Source organism: Paraferrimonas haliotis (assembly GCF_002282895.1).
GTDB lineage: Bacteria > Pseudomonadota > Gammaproteobacteria > Enterobacterales > Shewanellaceae > Paraferrimonas > Paraferrimonas haliotis.
Map to the genome: position 1 here is coordinate 66,737 of NZ_NRRB01000003.1, position 15,759 is coordinate 82,495.

A 15,759-nucleotide genomic window follows, 5' to 3' on the forward strand; every position below is an offset into this window, starting at 1 on the left:
CAATCGACATCCTTTGAAATGCTTTGCAACGCTTTGTTACTTGATTAACCCACCGACCTGCTTGCACAATGAGAATCGGGTTAAACTCTAGGAATATGACTATGGAACGGGCAGATAGCCAAGCAACATCAGGCATAAACAAGGTCAGTGGCGTTAATTATTTTTTCTATGGCTTTCATTTAATTAAACAGCCAGGATTACGCACCTTTGTAATCATACCGTTACTTGTAAACGTAGTGTTGTTTAGTGTTGGCATCTATTTTGGTGTGCAGCGACTGGACATCTTGCTGACCTGGGTTGAGTCGCAACTGCCGGAGTTCTTAAGCTGGCTGAATTTCATTCTTTGGCCACTGGCGGTTATTAGCATGCTGGTGAGCATGTCGTTTGTTTTTAGCTCGGTAATGAATTGGATTGCTGCGCCTTTTAACGGACTGCTGGCAGAAAAGGTCGAGCAAAAGCTGACCGGCCAAACCCTTAATGATCAAGGCATGATGGCCGTTATCAAAGACATCCCTCGAGTGTTTGCCCGTGAGTGGCAAAAGCTCAAATATTATCTACCCCGAGCCATTTTGTGTCTGCTGTTGTTTTTAGTGCCTGTGTTTGGGCAAACCTTAGGCCCCATTATTTGGTTCTTGTTCAGCAGTTGGATGATGGCCATTCAGTACTGCGACTACCCCTTTGATAACCATAAAGTCAGCTTTTCTGATATGAAGTGGAGCCTTAAGCAAACCCGAGGCACCAGCGGCAGTTTCGGCATGATGGTGGCCTTGTTTGCCATGATCCCCTTTGTCAATTTTATCGTAATGCCAGTAGCGATTTGCGGAGCCACCGCCATGTGGGTAGACAAATACCGAGCCGCCTACGTAAATCAGTAACTCATTGTGATAATTATCATTCCTACTACAAGTAACTAAACAAACTATGCTTATAACTAAATAGCATATGGCATAAAAAACGGTTACTTTTAAAATAAGAATCAGGCCGTATGCTGGAGCATGTAAATTTAAGGAGCCGGACATGAGCAAAATTTTTGAAGACAACTCGTTGTCAATTGGAAGTACCCCACTGGTGAAACTAAACCGCGTAAGCGAAGGTCGAGTGTTAGCCAAAATTGAAGCGCGCAACCCAAGTTTTAGTGTTAAGTGTCGCATTGGTGCTAACATGATCTGGGAAGCCGAGAAACAAGGTATTCTAGGTCCTGGTAAAGCCTTAATTGAGCCGACCTCAGGTAATACCGGTATTGCGCTGGCGTTTGTGGCAGCGGCTCGCGGTTACCCTCTTACGTTAACCATGCCCAACACCATGAGTCTTGAGCGTCGTAAGTTGCTTAAAGCCCTAGGTGCCGAGTTGGTGCTCACCGAAGGCGCGAAAGGCATGAAAGGCGCCATTGCCGCCGCCGAAGAGATTTTAAACTCAGACCCGGATAAATACGTATTGCTGCAGCAGTTTGATAATCCTGCCAACCCAGAGATCCACGTTAAAACCACGGGTCCAGAAATTTGGAACGACACTGACGGTGAAGTGGATATTTTCGTTGCCGGTGTGGGTACCGGCGGTACCATTACCGGTGTCAGTCGATACATCAAAGAAGTGCAAGGTAAAGCCATTACCTCGGTTGCGGTAGAGCCTGTAGACTCTCCGGTGATCACCCAAGCCAAAGCGGGACAGGAACTCACCCCGGGACCTCATAAAATTCAAGGCATCGGTGCTGGCTTTATTCCCGGTAACCTAGATTTGGATTTGGTGGATGCTACCGAGCAGGTATCTAATGAAGACGCCATGGCCATGGCCAAACGCTTGATGAAAGAAGAAGGCATTTTAGCGGGTATATCCTCTGGCGCCGCTGTAGTAGCGGCGAACCGTTTAGCCAGCAAGCCAGAGAATGCCGGCAAAACCATCGTGGTTATCTTGCCATCGTCTGCTGAGCGCTACCTAACCAGTGCCCTATTTGCCGATGAGTTTACCGACCAAGAGTTGGTTCAATAGTCGCAATTAACACCCTACTAGCCGAGACTCGTTCTCGGCTTTTTTATGTAGCGAATCGCCTTCGCACCTTAGTCGTTATTGCATTATAGTTATTAAGCAAGCTGAGCACTTCCCAGTCGACTAACCCTTCTAAGGAGCAACCATGGTGCAGTTAACCCTAGCTGTTCTTGATAATGAGTTTACCGTTCATAGCTTCGATGAAAACCATCGACCCGACGCTGAAATATTTGAACAGGAGTTTTACTTTATTGGCAAAACCCAAGACGAACTGTCGGTGGTTGTTCCCTCAAGCCTGTCGCTAGCAAGCGATGCCCAAGAGGCCGGCTGGTGCTGTTTAGAAGTACTGGGGCCGCTGGGGTTTTCCATGGTGGGCATTATGGCTCGCTTGTCCACCACCTTAGCCGAGGTCAATATCAGCATTTTGGCCATATCCACCTTTGATACCGACTACCTATTGGTCAAAAAGAAGCGCTTAGCCGATGCCACCAAAGCCCTTAAAGCCAATGGCTATCAGGTGCTCGCAAAAAAAAGCCAGTATCAAGAGGCTTGATAACTGGCTTTCTGTAAAGCGACGCTCGCTTATTGGTCGACTTCGGCGTTGTGATAAACGTCTTGAACGTCGTCACAATCGTTTAGCATGTCCATGAATTTTTCAAAAACCGCCACATCGTCACCGCTCACCTGATGCATGTTTTGAGGCACAAAAGAAATCTCCTCCACATCAAACTCAACCCCGGCGATTGCGTCGGTTAACGCGGTTCTGGCTTTATTGAATTCTGTGTGAGGAACAAACACAGTAATCTTACCGGCTTCGCACTCAATATCGGCAACATCCACGTCTTCCATCATCAAGGCTTCAAGAACGGCTTCTTCATCGTCGCCGTTGAACACGAAGACCGCTTGATGATCAAACATGTGAGCAACCGCACCCGGCGCGCCAAGCTTAGCGTCATTTTTTACAAAGCACTGTCTTACTTCGGTAAAGGTACGCTTGTTATTGTCAGTTAAACAGTCAACGATAACCATACAGCCGCCAGGACCAAAGCCTTCATAGCGTGCCGTTGAGTAGTCTTCGCCGCCACCGCCTTTGGCCTTGTCGATTGCTCGATCAATCACGTGCGCTGGCACTTGGTCTTTTTTGGCTTTTTCTATCATACGACGCAGAGCCAAATTGCCGTCTGGGTCAAAACCGCCATTCTTAGCACATACGTAGATTTCCTTGCCGTAGCGGGAATACAGTTTGGTCTTAGCCCCTTGGGTTTTAGCCATGGACTCTTTTCGGTTTTGAAACGCTCTACCCATCTTAGTTTCTCGTCAATTAGTCGATAAAAATGTGTTCATTGAGTCGCCGCTCAATGGTTAAACTTGATAGTACTCTCGGTACCAATCAGCAAATTGCTTAAGCCCGTAAGACAACTCGGTTTTCGGTGAAAACCCGGTGGCTTTGGCGAGCTTATCCGTTGCAGCGTAGGTTTGATACACGTCACCTGGCTGCATAGGTTTCATATTTAACGTCGCTTTCTTACCCAGCGCGTCTTCAAGGGTATTGATAAAGCTCAGCAACTGAACCGGCTGATGGTTACCAATATTAAATACCTGATACGGTGCTGATGATACATCAGGAGCCAAGTTGCTGGAAAGTGAATCCGATGCCGAGACGGTAGGTATGCAATCCAATGTTGCACAAATGCCCTCAACAATGTCATCAATGTAGGTAAAATCTCGGCTCAAACGCCCTTCATTAAAGACGTCGATAGGCTCACCGGCCAGTATTTTCTTAGTAAAGCTAAAGTACGCCATATCCGGTCGACCCCAAGGTCCATACACGGTAAAAAAGCGCAAACCCGTGGTGGCTAAGCCATACAAATGACTGTAGCTGTGGGCCATCATTTCGTTAGACTTTTTCGTGGCTGCGTACAAAGATACAGGGTGATCGACTCCGTGCTCTTCGCTAAATGGCACTTGAGTATTCAAGCCATAAACCGATGACGACGAAGCGTACACCAAATGCTCAACCTGTTGATGACGACATCCTTCAAGCACATTCAGCGTGCCGTTAACGTTACTTTGCGTATAGGCTCTGGGGTTGGTGATCGAATAACGCACCCCAGCTTGTGCACCCAGGTGGACGACACGCTGAAATTGATAACGTTTAAACAAGCTGTCCATGGCGGCATCATCGGCCAAATCGATGCGTTCAAACACAAAGTTGTCGTGCCCTTGCAGTTGCGCTAATCGAGCTTGTTTTAACGATACCTCGTAATAGTCATTAAGGTTATCAATACCCACAACCTCATGCCCTTGCGCCAACAGTTTGGTCGCGAGGTGGTATCCGATAAAGCCTGCGGCTCCAATAATCAATATGTTCATAATCTATCGCTGCTTAAGGTGCTCGATAAGGCATCACGTTTTCAAAGTGGTACACAGGTGGCATCGACTCGGGCGCTTTGCACGTTTCTAACAACAAGGCTTCAGATACCAACACCCATTCTTTCGAGTGACGTTTTTCAATGGTGGGCAGCTGAGCGTCGTCAAAACAGCGGCTTAATTGCTTGCGACCACCTAAAATATAACGCTGAGGCTTTTGTTTCATCCACTGTGCTGCTGCCTCCACTTCAATGCTGTGATCCACTTTATAACTGAAGTGGAAAATTTCTCGTTGAGCAAACAAAAAGTGTTGCTCTCTAAAATCCAACACCAGCACATCGGCTTCTTTGGGTAAGGTCTGTAAAGCGTTCATACTCACTTCGGGGGTACGAACCGGATTAATTAAATGATAACCGGCAAAAGTATAATGCGCCCAAACCACAGCGAGCACTGCGTATACTCGATACAAGGCATTGTGATTACGCAGTAAGAAGATCACCACCAAGCAGCACAACGCCCAAGAGGTAAGCATAGGCCAAAGCGGACCGGCCAAATCTTGCACCGCCACTTGTGCCTTTTCGTTAACCATTAAAATGGCCAACGCAATCAGCGGGATAACCGCCAATAGGTAGCTCAGTCCGCTCAGCACTCGAGATGGCCATAGCTTGGCCATAATTAACGGCAACAGAGGTGCTAATGCCAAAGCCAGTATTGGTGTAAGAGGCGTCATGTAGACACCGCGTTTGCCCGGAGAGTATGAGAAAAACGCCAAGCACAACAGTAAATAACCCACCATCAATAGCCAGCGCTTATCACCCTCTTTTATCAACTGCACCATTGGCTTCACAGCAAATACAAGCAATATTGAAGCCGGCAACCAGAAAAACGGAATCACGTTGGTAAGGTAGTAATAAAACGGCTTAATATGATGCCAAGCGTTAGCGTAGCGCTCACCGGTTTGCTTGAACAAAATGTTATCGCGATACGCTTGAAACACCGGGTCATTACTGGCTTCCACCGTTAGGTACATGGGCACAAACCAAATGCTGCAGGCCAACAGCAAACACACGGGCCCCAGCAGCGTTTTCAGTAAGTTAGTAAACCCGAGCTCCCTAATTCGAGTGATATTAGCAATGGCAAAGGTTAGCGGCACAAACAAGGCCAATATGCCTACCCCTTTGGTTATCACCCCAAGCCCAGCAGCAAACCAGCCTAGGTAATAAAAACGCCAGCCGCCCTGCGTTAAATAGAAACGCAGAAAGCCATAAACACCTAAGATGATGAAAAAGGTAACCAGCGCGTCAATTTGAGCGGTTTTCGTTTGCAAGGTAAATTGCACGATAAAGATCAACAGCAGTCCAGCTTGAAAACCGGTTTGTTGATTCCACAAGCGTCGCCCTAAATCGTAGATTAACGCCACGACACCTAGACCCGAAAGCAAGGATGGCAACAGAAACGACACTTTCAGTGAGCCGGTTAACCAATACCAAGCGCCAATAAACCACATCAGCATCGGCGGTTTATCCGGATAGATCTCTCCCCCTCTAAACGGGAATAGCCATTGTCCAGACTCCACCATTTGTCGGGCGATTTGGGCAAATCGAGGTTCATCGGCTGGCCATGGATCCCGCAAGCCTAGACCCGCTCCAAGAACGACCAAGGCAATGAGCATTAGCACCCAGAAATTTTGTGGTGCGAAAAATTCTTTCGCTAGCGGCGAATCTTTGAATTGACCTGTTTGCATCCTGCTCTCTTAATCCTGCTTGCCGGTTAAGCCAGCCTCTTTTCTAATCAACCATAAGTTACGTATATAAACCACGGCTCCAGCGGACTGACCCACAATGAATACCGGATCTTGACGATGAATTGCATAAGCTAATAGCACCGCAGAGCCCGCTAACGAGAAATACCAAAACGCATGGGGAATAATGCTACGACGATTACGCTCGGACACGATCCATTGAACAATAAAACGGGCCGAGAATAAGGCTTGCCCAAGCATGCCAACCGCTAGCCAGATTTGTGCACTACTCATAGAATTTGTTTTACCTTAATCACTTTTGCTCGACGTTTTAGCCAAACCACGCCCAAAACGTCGACTAAGCCAACCCACAAACGATTCCAAACGCCATAGTTGCTGGTGCCTGCCATACGTGGACGGTGATTCACCGGGTGCACCATCATTTCGAAGCCTTGGCTTTGAATCAATGTCGGAATGTAACGGTGCATGTGGTTAAAATACGGCAAGGCCATATAACGCTCTCGGATAACAGCTTTCAAGCCGCAACCCGTGTCAGGGATGCCGTCTCTAAGCATCATGTCACGAAAACCATTGGCCACTTTTGAAGACACTCGTTTCACAATGTCGTCGCGACGGTTTACTCGATGGCCAATAACGCCAACCACTTGCGGGTTTTGCTCATGGGCGTTTTGAACACTGGCTAACATGCCCGGAATATCCGCAGGATCGTTCTGGCCATCAGCATCCAATACCACCAGCCATTGTCCGCGAGCAATGCGAGCGCCGCTAATGATTGCGGTGCTTTGGCCTGTGCTTTGTTGATGCTGGATGACGCGCAGATTAGCCATTCCGTCATCACGAATGGCTTTTAACTCGTCGAAGGTACTGTCGGTACTGCCATCATCGACATAAATCAATTCGTAGTCGATGCCATCGTCACAGGCACTGCGAATTTCGTCAATTAGCGGCTTAATGTTTCCGCTTTCATTTTTGGCTGGTATCACAATCGACAGAGTCAACGATTGAGCCTCGTGCGTCTTTGGAGCTTCTACGGACATGGAACGCCTTTGTATTAAATAAAAAAATCGGGGCATTATCCCGTAAATTAACTCGGTTTGCTAATCCAACCGCAAATAAGTGTCACAATTCCAGCCCTTGTGCTGTAAAAGCCGGCGTTCACGAATAATCTTTAAATTATTTTGTTCCACCGCTTGAGTGACCTAGATCACTTTGCAACAATAATAGACCACTTACCTAATAAGGACCGGCAATGACCACCCTCTATGGAATCAAAAACTGCGATTCGGTGAAAAAAGCGCAAAAGCAGTTCGATAACAACCAATACAGCTATCAATTTCACGATTTCGTAAAGCAAGGGCTATCGCAACAGATCCTTAATCAATGGTTGCAGCTAACCGATTGGCAGACCTTGCTTAACAAGCGTTCAACCAACTATCGACAACTTCCAGATGAGCTCAAGCAAGACCTTAACGAAGAAAAAGTCATACAACTTCTGTTAGAGAATCCTAAATTGGTGAAACGCCCAGTGATTGTTGGTGATAAAGGCATTTTAGTGGGCTACAACCAAGCCCAAATCGATGCGTGGATGGCCTCATGATTTCTCGTACCACGCAATTAGCCATAGAGCTGATTAATCGCCGCTCGGTGACGCCTGAAGATGCCGGTTGTCAAACCATGATGGCGGACATACTCAAGCCGCTAGGTTTCGATATTGAGTCTATGGTGTTTCATGACACCACCAATATGTGGGCTCGAAAAGGTAATGACGGGCCTGTATTTTGCTTTGCTGGGCACACCGACGTGGTGCCTACCGGTGATGTATCAAAATGGAAAACTGACCCCTTTAATGCTGAAATCATCGATGGTTATTTATACGGTCGGGGCGCAGCTGATATGAAAGGCTCACTGGCGGCCATGCTGGTTGCTACCGAACGCTTTGTCAACGAGCACCCGCAGCACAAAGGCTCTATTGCGTTTTTGATCACCAGTGATGAAGAAGGCCCGTTTATTAACGGTACCGTGAAAGTCATCGAGACCCTACAAGCTCGCAACGAAAGCATTGATTGGGCCTTGGTTGGCGAACCCTCCTCGACCCATAAATTAGGGGATATCGTTAAAAACGGTCGTCGCGGCAGTTTAACGGCTGAGGTCACGGTGAAAGGCATTCAAGGCCATGTAGCCTACCCTCACTTAGCCGACAACCCCATTCATAAAGCGGCTCCAGCATTGGCGCAGTTAGCTACCACACATTGGGACAGCGGTAACGAGTTTTTTCCACCCACCAGTTTTCAAATCGCGAACATTCATGCTGGCACCGGCGCACCGAATGTGGTTCCGGGAGACTGTTATGTACAGTTTAACTTTCGATACAGCACCGAGGTGAGCGCCGATGAGCTAACCCAACGGGTTGCACAAACCCTTGATCAGCACCAGCTGGATTATGACATTCAATGGACCTATAACGGCAGCCCTTTTTTAACCGCAAACGGCGAATTGTTGGAAGCCACGAAACAAGCCATCGAAGAAGTTACCGGCTATGCAACCGACCCACAGACCTCAGGCGGCACCTCTGACGGTCGTTTTATCGCACCAACCGGTGCTCAGGTTATTGAACTGGGGCCGGTTAATGCCACCATTCACAAGATTAACGAATGCGTTAAGGTTGATGATTTAGACGTATTAACAGACGTCTATCAGCGACTGCTGGAGAAGCTGTTGTGCTAACGGCTAAACAATTGCTAGGGCTGGACAACAGCCACCTGCAACGCCAAGGGGATTTGCTGTTAGAAGGCAACGCCCTAGCAAGCCTTAATCGCATGCAACAACGTGCGCTCGCCGATGGAATCCGTTTAACCGTGGCTTCCGCTCATCGCAGCTTCGATAGCCAACTGGCAATATGGAACGCCAAAGCCAACGGCCAAAGAGTGCTGCGCGACAAACAACATCAACCCATTGACTATGATTCGTTATCTAAGTCACAGCTGGTTGATGCGATTCTTATTTGGTCGGCGCTTCCCGGGGCCTCTCGCCATCACTGGGGAACCGATGTTGACCTGTTTGACTCATCCGCGATTGCTCGCAGCGAGTTACAAATGGTGGCTGGGGAGTACCAACAAGGTGGCCCTTGTTTTCCCTTAAGTGAATGGTTACAACAAAATGCTGCGGACTTCGGTTTTTATCGACCTTATCGCTCTCAAAGTAACGGGGTGCAACCTGAGCCTTGGCATTACAGTTACGCGCCCATCGCCACTCAATGTTTAAATGGCTGCGATTTGAGCGCCCTTAACAAGGTCATCAAAGATGCAAACATCACCTTACAAGACGAAGTGCTGGCAAAACTTGAGCACATACGTAAACACTATGTTCTGCAAGTGGATCAACCACCTTGGTGATAACACATAAGTTTTACTACACGGCTGTCATCGAACAACGTATAATTTTCAAAACAACAACGAGACTTAAAAAATGGCTTCCATAGAAAAATTGTTTGGCAACAATAAAGACTGGGCACAACGTACCATTAACGAAGACCCCGCATTTTTCGAAACCCTTGCCCAACAACAATCTCCTGAGTATTTATGGATCGGCTGCTCCGATTCTCGAGTACCAGCTAACCAAATCATCGATTTAGCCCCTGGCGAAGTGTTTGTCCACCGCAACATTGCCAATTTAGTGATTCATACTGACTTAAATTGCCTATCCGTGATTCAGTACGCAGTGGAAGTGCTTAAGGTTAAACACGTGATGGTGGTGGGTCATTACGGTTGTGGCGGCGTAAAAGCGGCATTAGACAATCAAAAATTTGGCTTGATTGATAACTGGCTAGGCCACATTAAGGACCTAATTCGAATTCATCAAAGCGATTTGGACAAGTTACCGGAAGATGAACGCTTTAATCGCCTATGTGAGCTCAACGTCATCGAACAGGTGGCCAACGTCTGCAATACTACCATTATTCAAGATGCCTGGGCCCGCGGCCAAGAGTTTCAAGTTCACGGCTTAGTTTACGGCATTGATAATGGCATCTTAAACGACTTAGGCGTTACGGTTTCACGCGAGCATTGGCAGCGAGCCTGTAGTGCAAAGGACTAACCCATGAAAACTGTTATTCTGATCCCGGCGCGCTTTGGCTCCACTCGATTCCCGGGCAAACCACTGACACTCATTAATGGCAAACCCATGATTGAGCGAGTAATTGAGCGTGCTAAGCTGACCAAAGGCGCCGATGCCATTTACGTGGCCACCGACGACAAGCGCATTGCCGACGTGGTTGAGAGCGCCGGTGCGTTTGCTGTGATGACGGATTCAGACTTACCCAGCGGTACCGACCGCATCAATCAGGCGGCACAACGGATTGGCCTTAACGACGAAGACATCATTATTAATTTGCAAGGCGATCAACCGGTGGTGGATCCCAACACCTTAGAGCAACTCATTGAGCTGTTCAAAAATCATCCGGGTGAGTTTGAAATGGCCACACTTGCCTTTCAAATCACCGACGCCAAGCAAATTGCCGATCCTAACCAAGTTAAGGTGGTGTTCGATAACCAGCACAATGCCCTGTACTTTAGCCGTTCCACCATTCCCCATGGCCGTGATCAAGCCGAATTCCCTGTGTATAAGCATTTAGGTATCTATGGCTACAGCGCGGGCTTTGTGAATACCTTTGCTCATTTGCCCATGGGCCGCTTAGAAAGCTTGGAGAAACTGGAGCAACTGCGCGCCTTGGAAAACGGCTATAAAATCCGCATTGCCATCAGTGGCATCGACTCCACCGAAGTCGACACTCCTTCCGATGTGCAACGAGCGGAACAAACGCTACAGTTAGGTTAACTTGGTATGATGTCGGATTGGGAAGTAGCGTTAATTATCGTCTTGGTAATTGGCGTAATCGCCAGTAACTTAGCCGTGTTAAAGTACTCGGCCAAGTTTAAGATGCCCCAGTTTGGTAAACCGAAACCGAAACCCAAAAAAAATACCGACAGCGAAGACAATAGCGCTAACGGGCCAACCTAACGCAAAACGCCGCTATTTCATGCGGCGTTTTTAATGACTGTCTTTTTCATAACTAGTTAATGTAGTAGCCGATAACTCGCCACTCACCATCGTCCTCTAACACTAAGGTCAAGGTTTCTATGGCGTTGGCTTTGTTGCTGTATTCGGTTGTGAATTGATAAATCATGTACTGACCATCAGCAACCCCTGGCAATTCGGTGGCAAATTTTGAAGCCTTAACTTCTCGACCAATTAATTCTCCTAAAGGCTCGCGAACCTGTGCTAACGACTGCTCCCAGGTAGCTTGGTCTATAGCCTGTTGGAAAAACGCCGCTGCATTTTGCCACGATGCTGCGTATTGTTGGCTATCCACTAGCGCAAGCCAATTGCGACCGTCTTGTTCCGCCATGACGTTCGCACTCTGTTGGTCTAACGGCATGGTTTCTGCCGTTGCTGTTGACATTGCAGTTATGGAGCTTGCCAAGAACACTATGGCAAATAAACTTTGTTTAACCATGGGTTAATCATCCTTTTTGTTTGTAAGATCGTGTTGATGAAGTTCGGTAAGCTGTTCAACAAACCAACTACCGGCGGGCCCTAACGATAGCCAACTCACTTCAACTGGCCAAACAACCGTATTAAAATCAATGAATTCGCAGCGCAACGCCACCAGCTCCCCAGCGTCAATCAGCGGGTTAATTACATGATCAGGCATCACAGCATAGCCGACCCCTTGTCGAAGCAGTGCCAAACGCTGATTAAAGTCTACACAACTAATTAAATTGGTGCCAAATCGTATCGATTTCAGTAATTCTTCATTAACGCTATGACCTGCAACGTCAATAATTTGTATGTACTGATTGAGATCCAGCCTGGTTAGCTCACCGCGTACACTCGCCAGCGGGTGTTGAGCGCTCGCCACCAATCGCCATTGTTGAGAACCACACTCAGCCGATTCAACCCCTGCTGGCTGTGAATACGGCGCGGGTCGAATAATGATATCCAGTTGCTGCTTGACCAAAGCTGACTCAACGTCGAAATCATCAGAATCCAGCAGCTTTAATTCCACCGCGGGATAGGTTTCAACCAGTTGTTGCAGTAACTGAGTCACATTCGCCGTCATGGCGTAAGGATGAATGCCCATCCTAAGGGTGCGTTCTTGGCCTCGCTGAAACGCTAACGCTCTGGTTTCTAGTGATTCAAGTCGAGGAATGATTTCTAAACAATGCAGATAAATTGACCGTCCAGCGTCGGTTAATTCCGGTGGTTTACCAGAGATGCGGTGGAACAATTCAATACCAAGGTCTGTTTCAAGGTGGGCAATCACTTGACTCACCGCCGACGTTGACTTGTTTAAATGCTTAGCTGCAAGAGAAAAAGAGCCTTGCTCAACGATGGCCAATAGAGTGAGCATGCGCTCAGCAGTAACTATCATGATTCCCTTGGCAATAATTATTATTAATCTTGAATAAACTCAGTCTACTACGCTTATTCTAACGGGAACAAGTAGCAAAAAGCCGCTCATATGAGCGGCCTTCTTTTGGGCAAAGGTTTTAGCTAATTGGCTAACTCTTTTTCCAATTGCTTAGCCACAGCATCAGGAGACGAGGTACCTCTTGCCAGAAGCCCATAGGTTCCTGGTATCACGAATAAGGTCAAGAAGCTGGATACTAAAGTACCAGTGAGCACCACGACACCAATAACCATTCGTGTTTCAGCACCCGCACCAGAGGCTAACACCAAGGGAATGGCGCCTGCTGCAGTGGTAATGCCCGTCATTAAAATTGGACGTAAGCGCTGACACGAGGCTTTTACAATGGCGTCATCAAACGACAGGCCTCTATCGCGCAACTGGTTAGCAAACTCCACAATTAAAATGCCGTTTTTGGCTGCCAGTCCAACCAGCATAATGATGCCAATTTGCGAGTAAATGTTGAGCGTTTGCCCTGTTAGCCACAGTCCCAGCAATGCCCCAAGCGTTGCCAGTGGCACGGTTAACATGATAACCAGAGGGTGAACAAAGCTTTCAAACTGCGCCGCTAACACCAAAAATACCACCACTAACGCCAGCAAGAATACGAAATAGATATCGCTACCAGACTCGTAATAATCCAACGATTGGCCTTTGTAACTGATGATAGCCTCAGCAGGTAAATGCTCGGCTGCCAGATTATTTAAGTAGGTCAGTGCTTCGCCTAGGGTATAGTCGTCGGCTAGGTCTGCCTCAAGCGTTATCGAGCGCAATCGATTATAACGATTAAGTCGACTGGCATCGGCAAACTCTTCGACACTCACCAAGTTAGATAAAGGAATCAGTTGTTTAGTACGGTCAGAGCGTACGTAAATGTTTTCCAAGTCGGTAGCGGTATTTTGGTTATCACGCTCACCTTCCACAATCACGTCATACTCTTCACCGTTGCGCATAAAGGTGGTCACCACCTTCGAGCCCAACATGCTCTCTAGAGTTCGACCTATGTGGCTAATGGATACCCCAAGCGATGCTGCCCTGTCTTTATCTATGACCACCCGCAACTGCGGCTTGGTTTCTTTGTAGTCAAAGTCCAGTCCTACAATGCCTGGGTTATCCTGCGCTTTTTCCATCATGGTGTCGCGCCATTGTACCAACTGCTCGTAGCTTGGCCCACCAATCACAAACTGCACCGGCTTACCAACCCCGCGACCAAAGGCTTGGCGCATCATTGGGAAGGCACGCACCCCGGCAAGGTCACCTAACCGACCGCGTATGTCGTTAATGATTTCGTTGGCGGGACGTCGTACCGACCAGTCTTCTAACACCACAATCGCCATGCCGTTAGAAAAGTCAGCCGCACCGCCCCAACCTCGTGGTGCTCGAATTAACAGACGTTTAATCTCACCCGCTTCAACCAATGGCATCAATCGAGCTTCCACCTCGTCCATATACTCTTTGATGTATTCGTAACTGCCACCTTCAGGGCCGTTAACGAACACAAACATGGAACCACGATCTTCTCTTGGCGCAAATTCTTGCGGCACTTCTTTGGCTAAATAGAAGGAGCTGGCAAACGCCGCTACAATCAGCGCAAGCATAATAAATGGATGCTTAATCGCTCGGCGAACGCCTTTCTCATACCAGTAAGTAAGCCCGTCCATGCCCTTATCGATGGCTCGAGTTAACCAACCTTCTTCATGGGACTTAAGGACTTTTGAGCACATCATTGGACTGAGCGACAGCGCAATAAAAGATGAGAACAACACCGCGGCACTCATAGCCACCGCAAATTCTTTAAACAACTTACCTAAGTCGCCTTCTAAGAAGGTAATGGGCATAAACACCGACACCAACACCAAAGTGGTGGCGATAATCGCGAACGAGACTTCTTTGGAGCCAAGGAAGGCGGCTTTAAGAGGCGACTCCCCTTCTTCGATGCGTCTGTGAATGTTCTCCAACATAACGATGGCATCATCAACCACCATACCAATGGCAAGGATCAAAGCCAGCAAGGTCAGTAGGTTAATGGAGTAATCCAGCGCATACAGCACGATGAAGGTACCCATTAGCGACACTGGTACCGTCAGCGCCGGTACTAACATAGCGCGCACGTTACCTAAGAATAGGAATATCACTAATATCACCATGCTCATGGCGATAAACAGGGTTTGATACACCTCTTTAACCGAAGCTTCAATGAAAACGGTAGAGTCGTATGAGCGCTTGATTTCCATTCCCGCAGGCAAGGTTGGATTTATTTCATCCACCATGGCGTTAATGGCGCGTCCCACATCCAGCGTATTTGCGGTGGATTGCTTGGCCACCCCAAGTCCAATCATGTTCTCGCCATTGCCGCGGAACATGATGCGACTCTCTTCCGAGGCGATTTCGACTCTGGCCACATCCCCAAGCTTCACTAGGTATCCGTCATCACCTTCAGCCAGTACCAATTTGGAAAAGTCTTGTTCCGTTGCAAAGGAGCGTTGCACCCGAACACTGAAATGTCGCTCTTTGGACTCAATTGAACCGGCGGGCAATTCAACGTTTTCGCTGCGAAGCGCCGCTTCCACATCCGTTACCGTTAAATTCCGAGAGGCCAGTGCTTGGCGGTCAATCCAAATTCTCATCGAATAAACTTTACCGCCACCCACACGAATGGTCGATACACCGTCTTGCACCGACATGCGATCAACCAGGTAACGGCGGGCGTAATCGGTTAATTGCAAGGTGTCCATGCGATCAGACACTAAGTTCAACCACATGATCACTTCGTCGCCACTGTTGGCTTTTTGCACCTCTGGTGGATCCGCTTCTTCCGGCAAATTATCAAGCAACCCAGAGATGCGGTCACGAATGTCATTAGCCGCGGCGTCAATGTCACGCCCCACTTGGAACTCTAGGGTGATGTCTGAACGACCGTCTCTTGAAGACGATGAAATGTGGCGGATGCCCTCAACACCAGACACTCGATTTTCAATGAGTTGGGTAATTCGACTTTCCACCACTGACGCTGAGGCACCTCGGTAATTGGTATCAATGGATACCACCGGTGGATCGATACTGGGGTATTCTCTTAGCGGTAAGCGGTCAAAGGCCACCAAACCAAAAGCAATCAATAATAAACTGAGTACCGAAGCGAATACCGGTCGCTTAACCGATAAATCCGTTAATATCATGG

The 15,759-nt window shown here is 47.9% G+C and carries 17 protein-coding genes; 9 read left to right on the forward strand and 8 right to left on the reverse strand.

Annotated elements, in window-relative coordinates:
* Positions 1 to 101: 101 nt before the first annotated feature.
* The 3 genes from cysZ to CLC91_RS06980 all read left to right on the forward strand — a co-directional run bounded on the left by cysZ (position 102) and on the right by CLC91_RS06980 (position 2,536).
* Positions 102 to 875 carry a sulfate transporter CysZ gene (gene cysZ / locus CLC91_RS06970; RefSeq protein ID WP_095500195.1) on the forward strand — a complete coding sequence of 258 codons (774 nt, stop codon included), beginning with the start codon at positions 102 to 104 and terminating at the stop codon, positions 873 to 875.
* A 142-nt stretch (positions 876 to 1,017) separates the two neighbouring features.
* Entirely contained in the window at positions 1,018 to 1,986 is a 969-nt protein-coding gene (gene cysK, locus CLC91_RS06975; protein WP_095498215.1) for a cysteine synthase A, read from the forward strand.
* A 145-nt stretch (positions 1,987 to 2,131) separates the two neighbouring features.
* Complete coding sequence (locus CLC91_RS06980; protein ID WP_095500301.1) at positions 2,132 to 2,536, forward strand: ACT domain-containing protein; 405 nt, start codon at positions 2,132 to 2,134, stop codon at positions 2,534 to 2,536.
* 29 nt (positions 2,537 to 2,565) lie between these two features.
* On the opposite strand, the gene CLC91_RS06985 is transcribed toward CLC91_RS06980, so the two are convergent.
* Genes CLC91_RS06985 through CLC91_RS07005 form a run of 5 tightly spaced genes read right to left on the reverse strand, consistent with a single transcriptional unit; the run spans position 2,566 to position 7,152 of the window.
* On the reverse strand, positions 2,566 to 3,288 hold the full coding sequence (locus CLC91_RS06985) for a YebC/PmpR family DNA-binding transcriptional regulator (protein WP_095498216.1): 723 nt from the start codon (positions 3,286 to 3,288) through the stop codon (positions 2,566 to 2,568).
* A 57-nt stretch (positions 3,289 to 3,345) separates the two neighbouring features.
* Positions 3,346 to 4,356, reverse strand: a complete 1,011-nt coding sequence (locus CLC91_RS06990; protein ID WP_095500196.1) for an NAD-dependent epimerase — start codon at positions 4,354 to 4,356, stop codon at positions 3,346 to 3,348.
* Positions 4,357 to 4,369: 13 nt separating this feature from the next.
* Entirely contained in the window at positions 4,370 to 6,097 is a 1,728-nt protein-coding gene (locus CLC91_RS06995) for an ArnT family glycosyltransferase (RefSeq protein ID WP_095500197.1), read from the reverse strand.
* Positions 6,098 to 6,106: 9 nt separating this feature from the next.
* On the reverse strand, positions 6,107 to 6,388 hold the full coding sequence (locus CLC91_RS07000; RefSeq protein WP_095498219.1) for a lipid-A-disaccharide synthase N-terminal domain-containing protein: 282 nt from the start codon (positions 6,386 to 6,388) through the stop codon (positions 6,107 to 6,109).
* The gene (locus CLC91_RS07005) at positions 6,385 to 7,152 is read right to left on the reverse strand and encodes a glycosyltransferase family 2 protein (protein ID WP_095498220.1); all 768 of its coding nucleotides are present in this window, start codon (positions 7,150 to 7,152) and stop codon (positions 6,385 to 6,387) included. Before CLC91_RS07005 ends, CLC91_RS07000 begins: the two co-directional genes overlap by 4 nt.
* A gap of 212 nt (positions 7,153 to 7,364) precedes the next feature.
* On the opposite strand from CLC91_RS07005, the gene CLC91_RS07010 reads away from it, so the two are divergent.
* The 6 genes from CLC91_RS07010 to CLC91_RS15110 all read left to right on the forward strand — a co-directional run bounded on the left by CLC91_RS07010 (position 7,365) and on the right by CLC91_RS15110 (position 11,131).
* A complete protein-coding gene (locus CLC91_RS07010; RefSeq protein WP_095498221.1) occupies positions 7,365 to 7,712 on the forward strand; it encodes a Spx/MgsR family RNA polymerase-binding regulatory protein in 348 nt (115 codons plus the stop codon).
* Positions 7,709 to 8,839 carry a succinyl-diaminopimelate desuccinylase gene (gene dapE / locus CLC91_RS07015; RefSeq protein WP_095498222.1) on the forward strand — a complete coding sequence of 377 codons (1,131 nt, stop codon included), beginning with the start codon at positions 7,709 to 7,711 and terminating at the stop codon, positions 8,837 to 8,839. The genes CLC91_RS07010 and dapE overlap by 4 nt, the downstream gene beginning before the upstream one ends.
* Positions 8,833 to 9,507, forward strand: a complete 675-nt coding sequence (locus CLC91_RS07020) for a M15 family metallopeptidase (protein WP_233132592.1) — start codon at positions 8,833 to 8,835, stop codon at positions 9,505 to 9,507. Before dapE ends, CLC91_RS07020 begins: the two co-directional genes overlap by 7 nt.
* A 73-nt stretch (positions 9,508 to 9,580) precedes the next feature.
* A complete protein-coding gene (gene can / locus CLC91_RS07025) occupies positions 9,581 to 10,207 on the forward strand; it encodes a carbonate dehydratase (RefSeq protein WP_095500198.1) in 627 nt (208 codons plus the stop codon).
* Between the two features lie 3 nt (positions 10,208 to 10,210).
* Positions 10,211 to 10,948 carry a 3-deoxy-manno-octulosonate cytidylyltransferase gene (kdsB, locus tag CLC91_RS07030; protein WP_095500199.1) on the forward strand — a complete coding sequence of 246 codons (738 nt, stop codon included), beginning with the start codon at positions 10,211 to 10,213 and terminating at the stop codon, positions 10,946 to 10,948.
* Positions 10,949 to 10,957: 9 nt separating this feature from the next.
* The gene (locus CLC91_RS15110) at positions 10,958 to 11,131 is read left to right on the forward strand and encodes a DUF2897 family protein (RefSeq protein WP_095498572.1); all 174 of its coding nucleotides are present in this window, start codon (positions 10,958 to 10,960) and stop codon (positions 11,129 to 11,131) included.
* Positions 11,132 to 11,183: 52 nt separating this feature from the next.
* On the opposite strand, the gene CLC91_RS07040 is transcribed toward CLC91_RS15110, so the two are convergent.
* The 3 genes from CLC91_RS07040 to CLC91_RS07050 all read right to left on the reverse strand — a co-directional run bounded on the left by CLC91_RS07040 (position 11,184) and on the right by CLC91_RS07050 (position 15,757).
* Positions 11,184 to 11,627, reverse strand: a complete 444-nt coding sequence (locus tag CLC91_RS07040; protein WP_095498225.1) for a DUF4019 domain-containing protein — start codon at positions 11,625 to 11,627, stop codon at positions 11,184 to 11,186.
* Positions 11,628 to 11,630: 3 nt separating this feature from the next.
* Positions 11,631 to 12,545, reverse strand: coding sequence for a LysR family transcriptional regulator (locus CLC91_RS07045; RefSeq protein WP_095498226.1), 915 nt, complete (start codon positions 12,543 to 12,545; stop codon positions 11,631 to 11,633).
* A 122-nt stretch (positions 12,546 to 12,667) separates the two neighbouring features.
* Positions 12,668 to 15,757, reverse strand: coding sequence for an efflux RND transporter permease subunit (locus CLC91_RS07050; RefSeq protein ID WP_095500200.1), 3,090 nt, complete (start codon positions 15,755 to 15,757; stop codon positions 12,668 to 12,670).
* Positions 15,758 to 15,759: the final 2 nt, after the last annotated feature.

Bases quoted from the DNA above. Each gene is read 5' to 3' on its own strand.
- kdsB (WP_095500199.1), top strand. From the start codon at position 10,211: ATGAAAACTGTTATTCTGATCCCGGCGCGCTTTGGCTCCACTCGATTC.
- CLC91_RS06995 (WP_095500197.1), bottom strand. From the start codon at position 6,097: ATGCAAACAGGTCAATTCAAAGATTCGCCGCTAGCGAAAGAATTTTTC.
- CLC91_RS06985 (WP_095498216.1), bottom strand. From the start codon at position 3,288: ATGGGTAGAGCGTTTCAAAACCGAAAAGAGTCCATGGCTAAAACCCAA.
- CLC91_RS07050 (WP_095500200.1), bottom strand. From the start codon at position 15,757: ATGATATTAACGGATTTATCGGTTAAGCGACCGGTATTCGCTTCGGTA.
- cysK (WP_095498215.1), top strand. From the start codon at position 1,018: ATGAGCAAAATTTTTGAAGACAACTCGTTGTCAATTGGAAGTACCCCA.
- CLC91_RS07000 (WP_095498219.1), bottom strand. From the start codon at position 6,388: ATGAGTAGTGCACAAATCTGGCTAGCGGTTGGCATGCTTGGGCAAGCC.
- CLC91_RS07010 (WP_095498221.1), top strand. From the start codon at position 7,365: ATGACCACCCTCTATGGAATCAAAAACTGCGATTCGGTGAAAAAAGCG.
- CLC91_RS07045 (WP_095498226.1), bottom strand. From the start codon at position 12,545: ATGATAGTTACTGCTGAGCGCATGCTCACTCTATTGGCCATCGTTGAG.
- dapE (WP_095498222.1), top strand. From the start codon at position 7,709: ATGATTTCTCGTACCACGCAATTAGCCATAGAGCTGATTAATCGCCGC.
- can (WP_095500198.1), top strand. From the start codon at position 9,581: ATGGCTTCCATAGAAAAATTGTTTGGCAACAATAAAGACTGGGCACAA.
- CLC91_RS06990 (WP_095500196.1), bottom strand. From the start codon at position 4,356: ATGAACATATTGATTATTGGAGCCGCAGGCTTTATCGGATACCACCTC.
- cysZ (WP_095500195.1), top strand. From the start codon at position 102: ATGGAACGGGCAGATAGCCAAGCAACATCAGGCATAAACAAGGTCAGT.
- CLC91_RS15110 (WP_095498572.1), top strand. From the start codon at position 10,958: ATGTCGGATTGGGAAGTAGCGTTAATTATCGTCTTGGTAATTGGCGTA.
- CLC91_RS07040 (WP_095498225.1), bottom strand. From the start codon at position 11,627: ATGGTTAAACAAAGTTTATTTGCCATAGTGTTCTTGGCAAGCTCCATA.
- CLC91_RS07005 (WP_095498220.1), bottom strand. From the start codon at position 7,152: ATGTCCGTAGAAGCTCCAAAGACGCACGAGGCTCAATCGTTGACTCTG.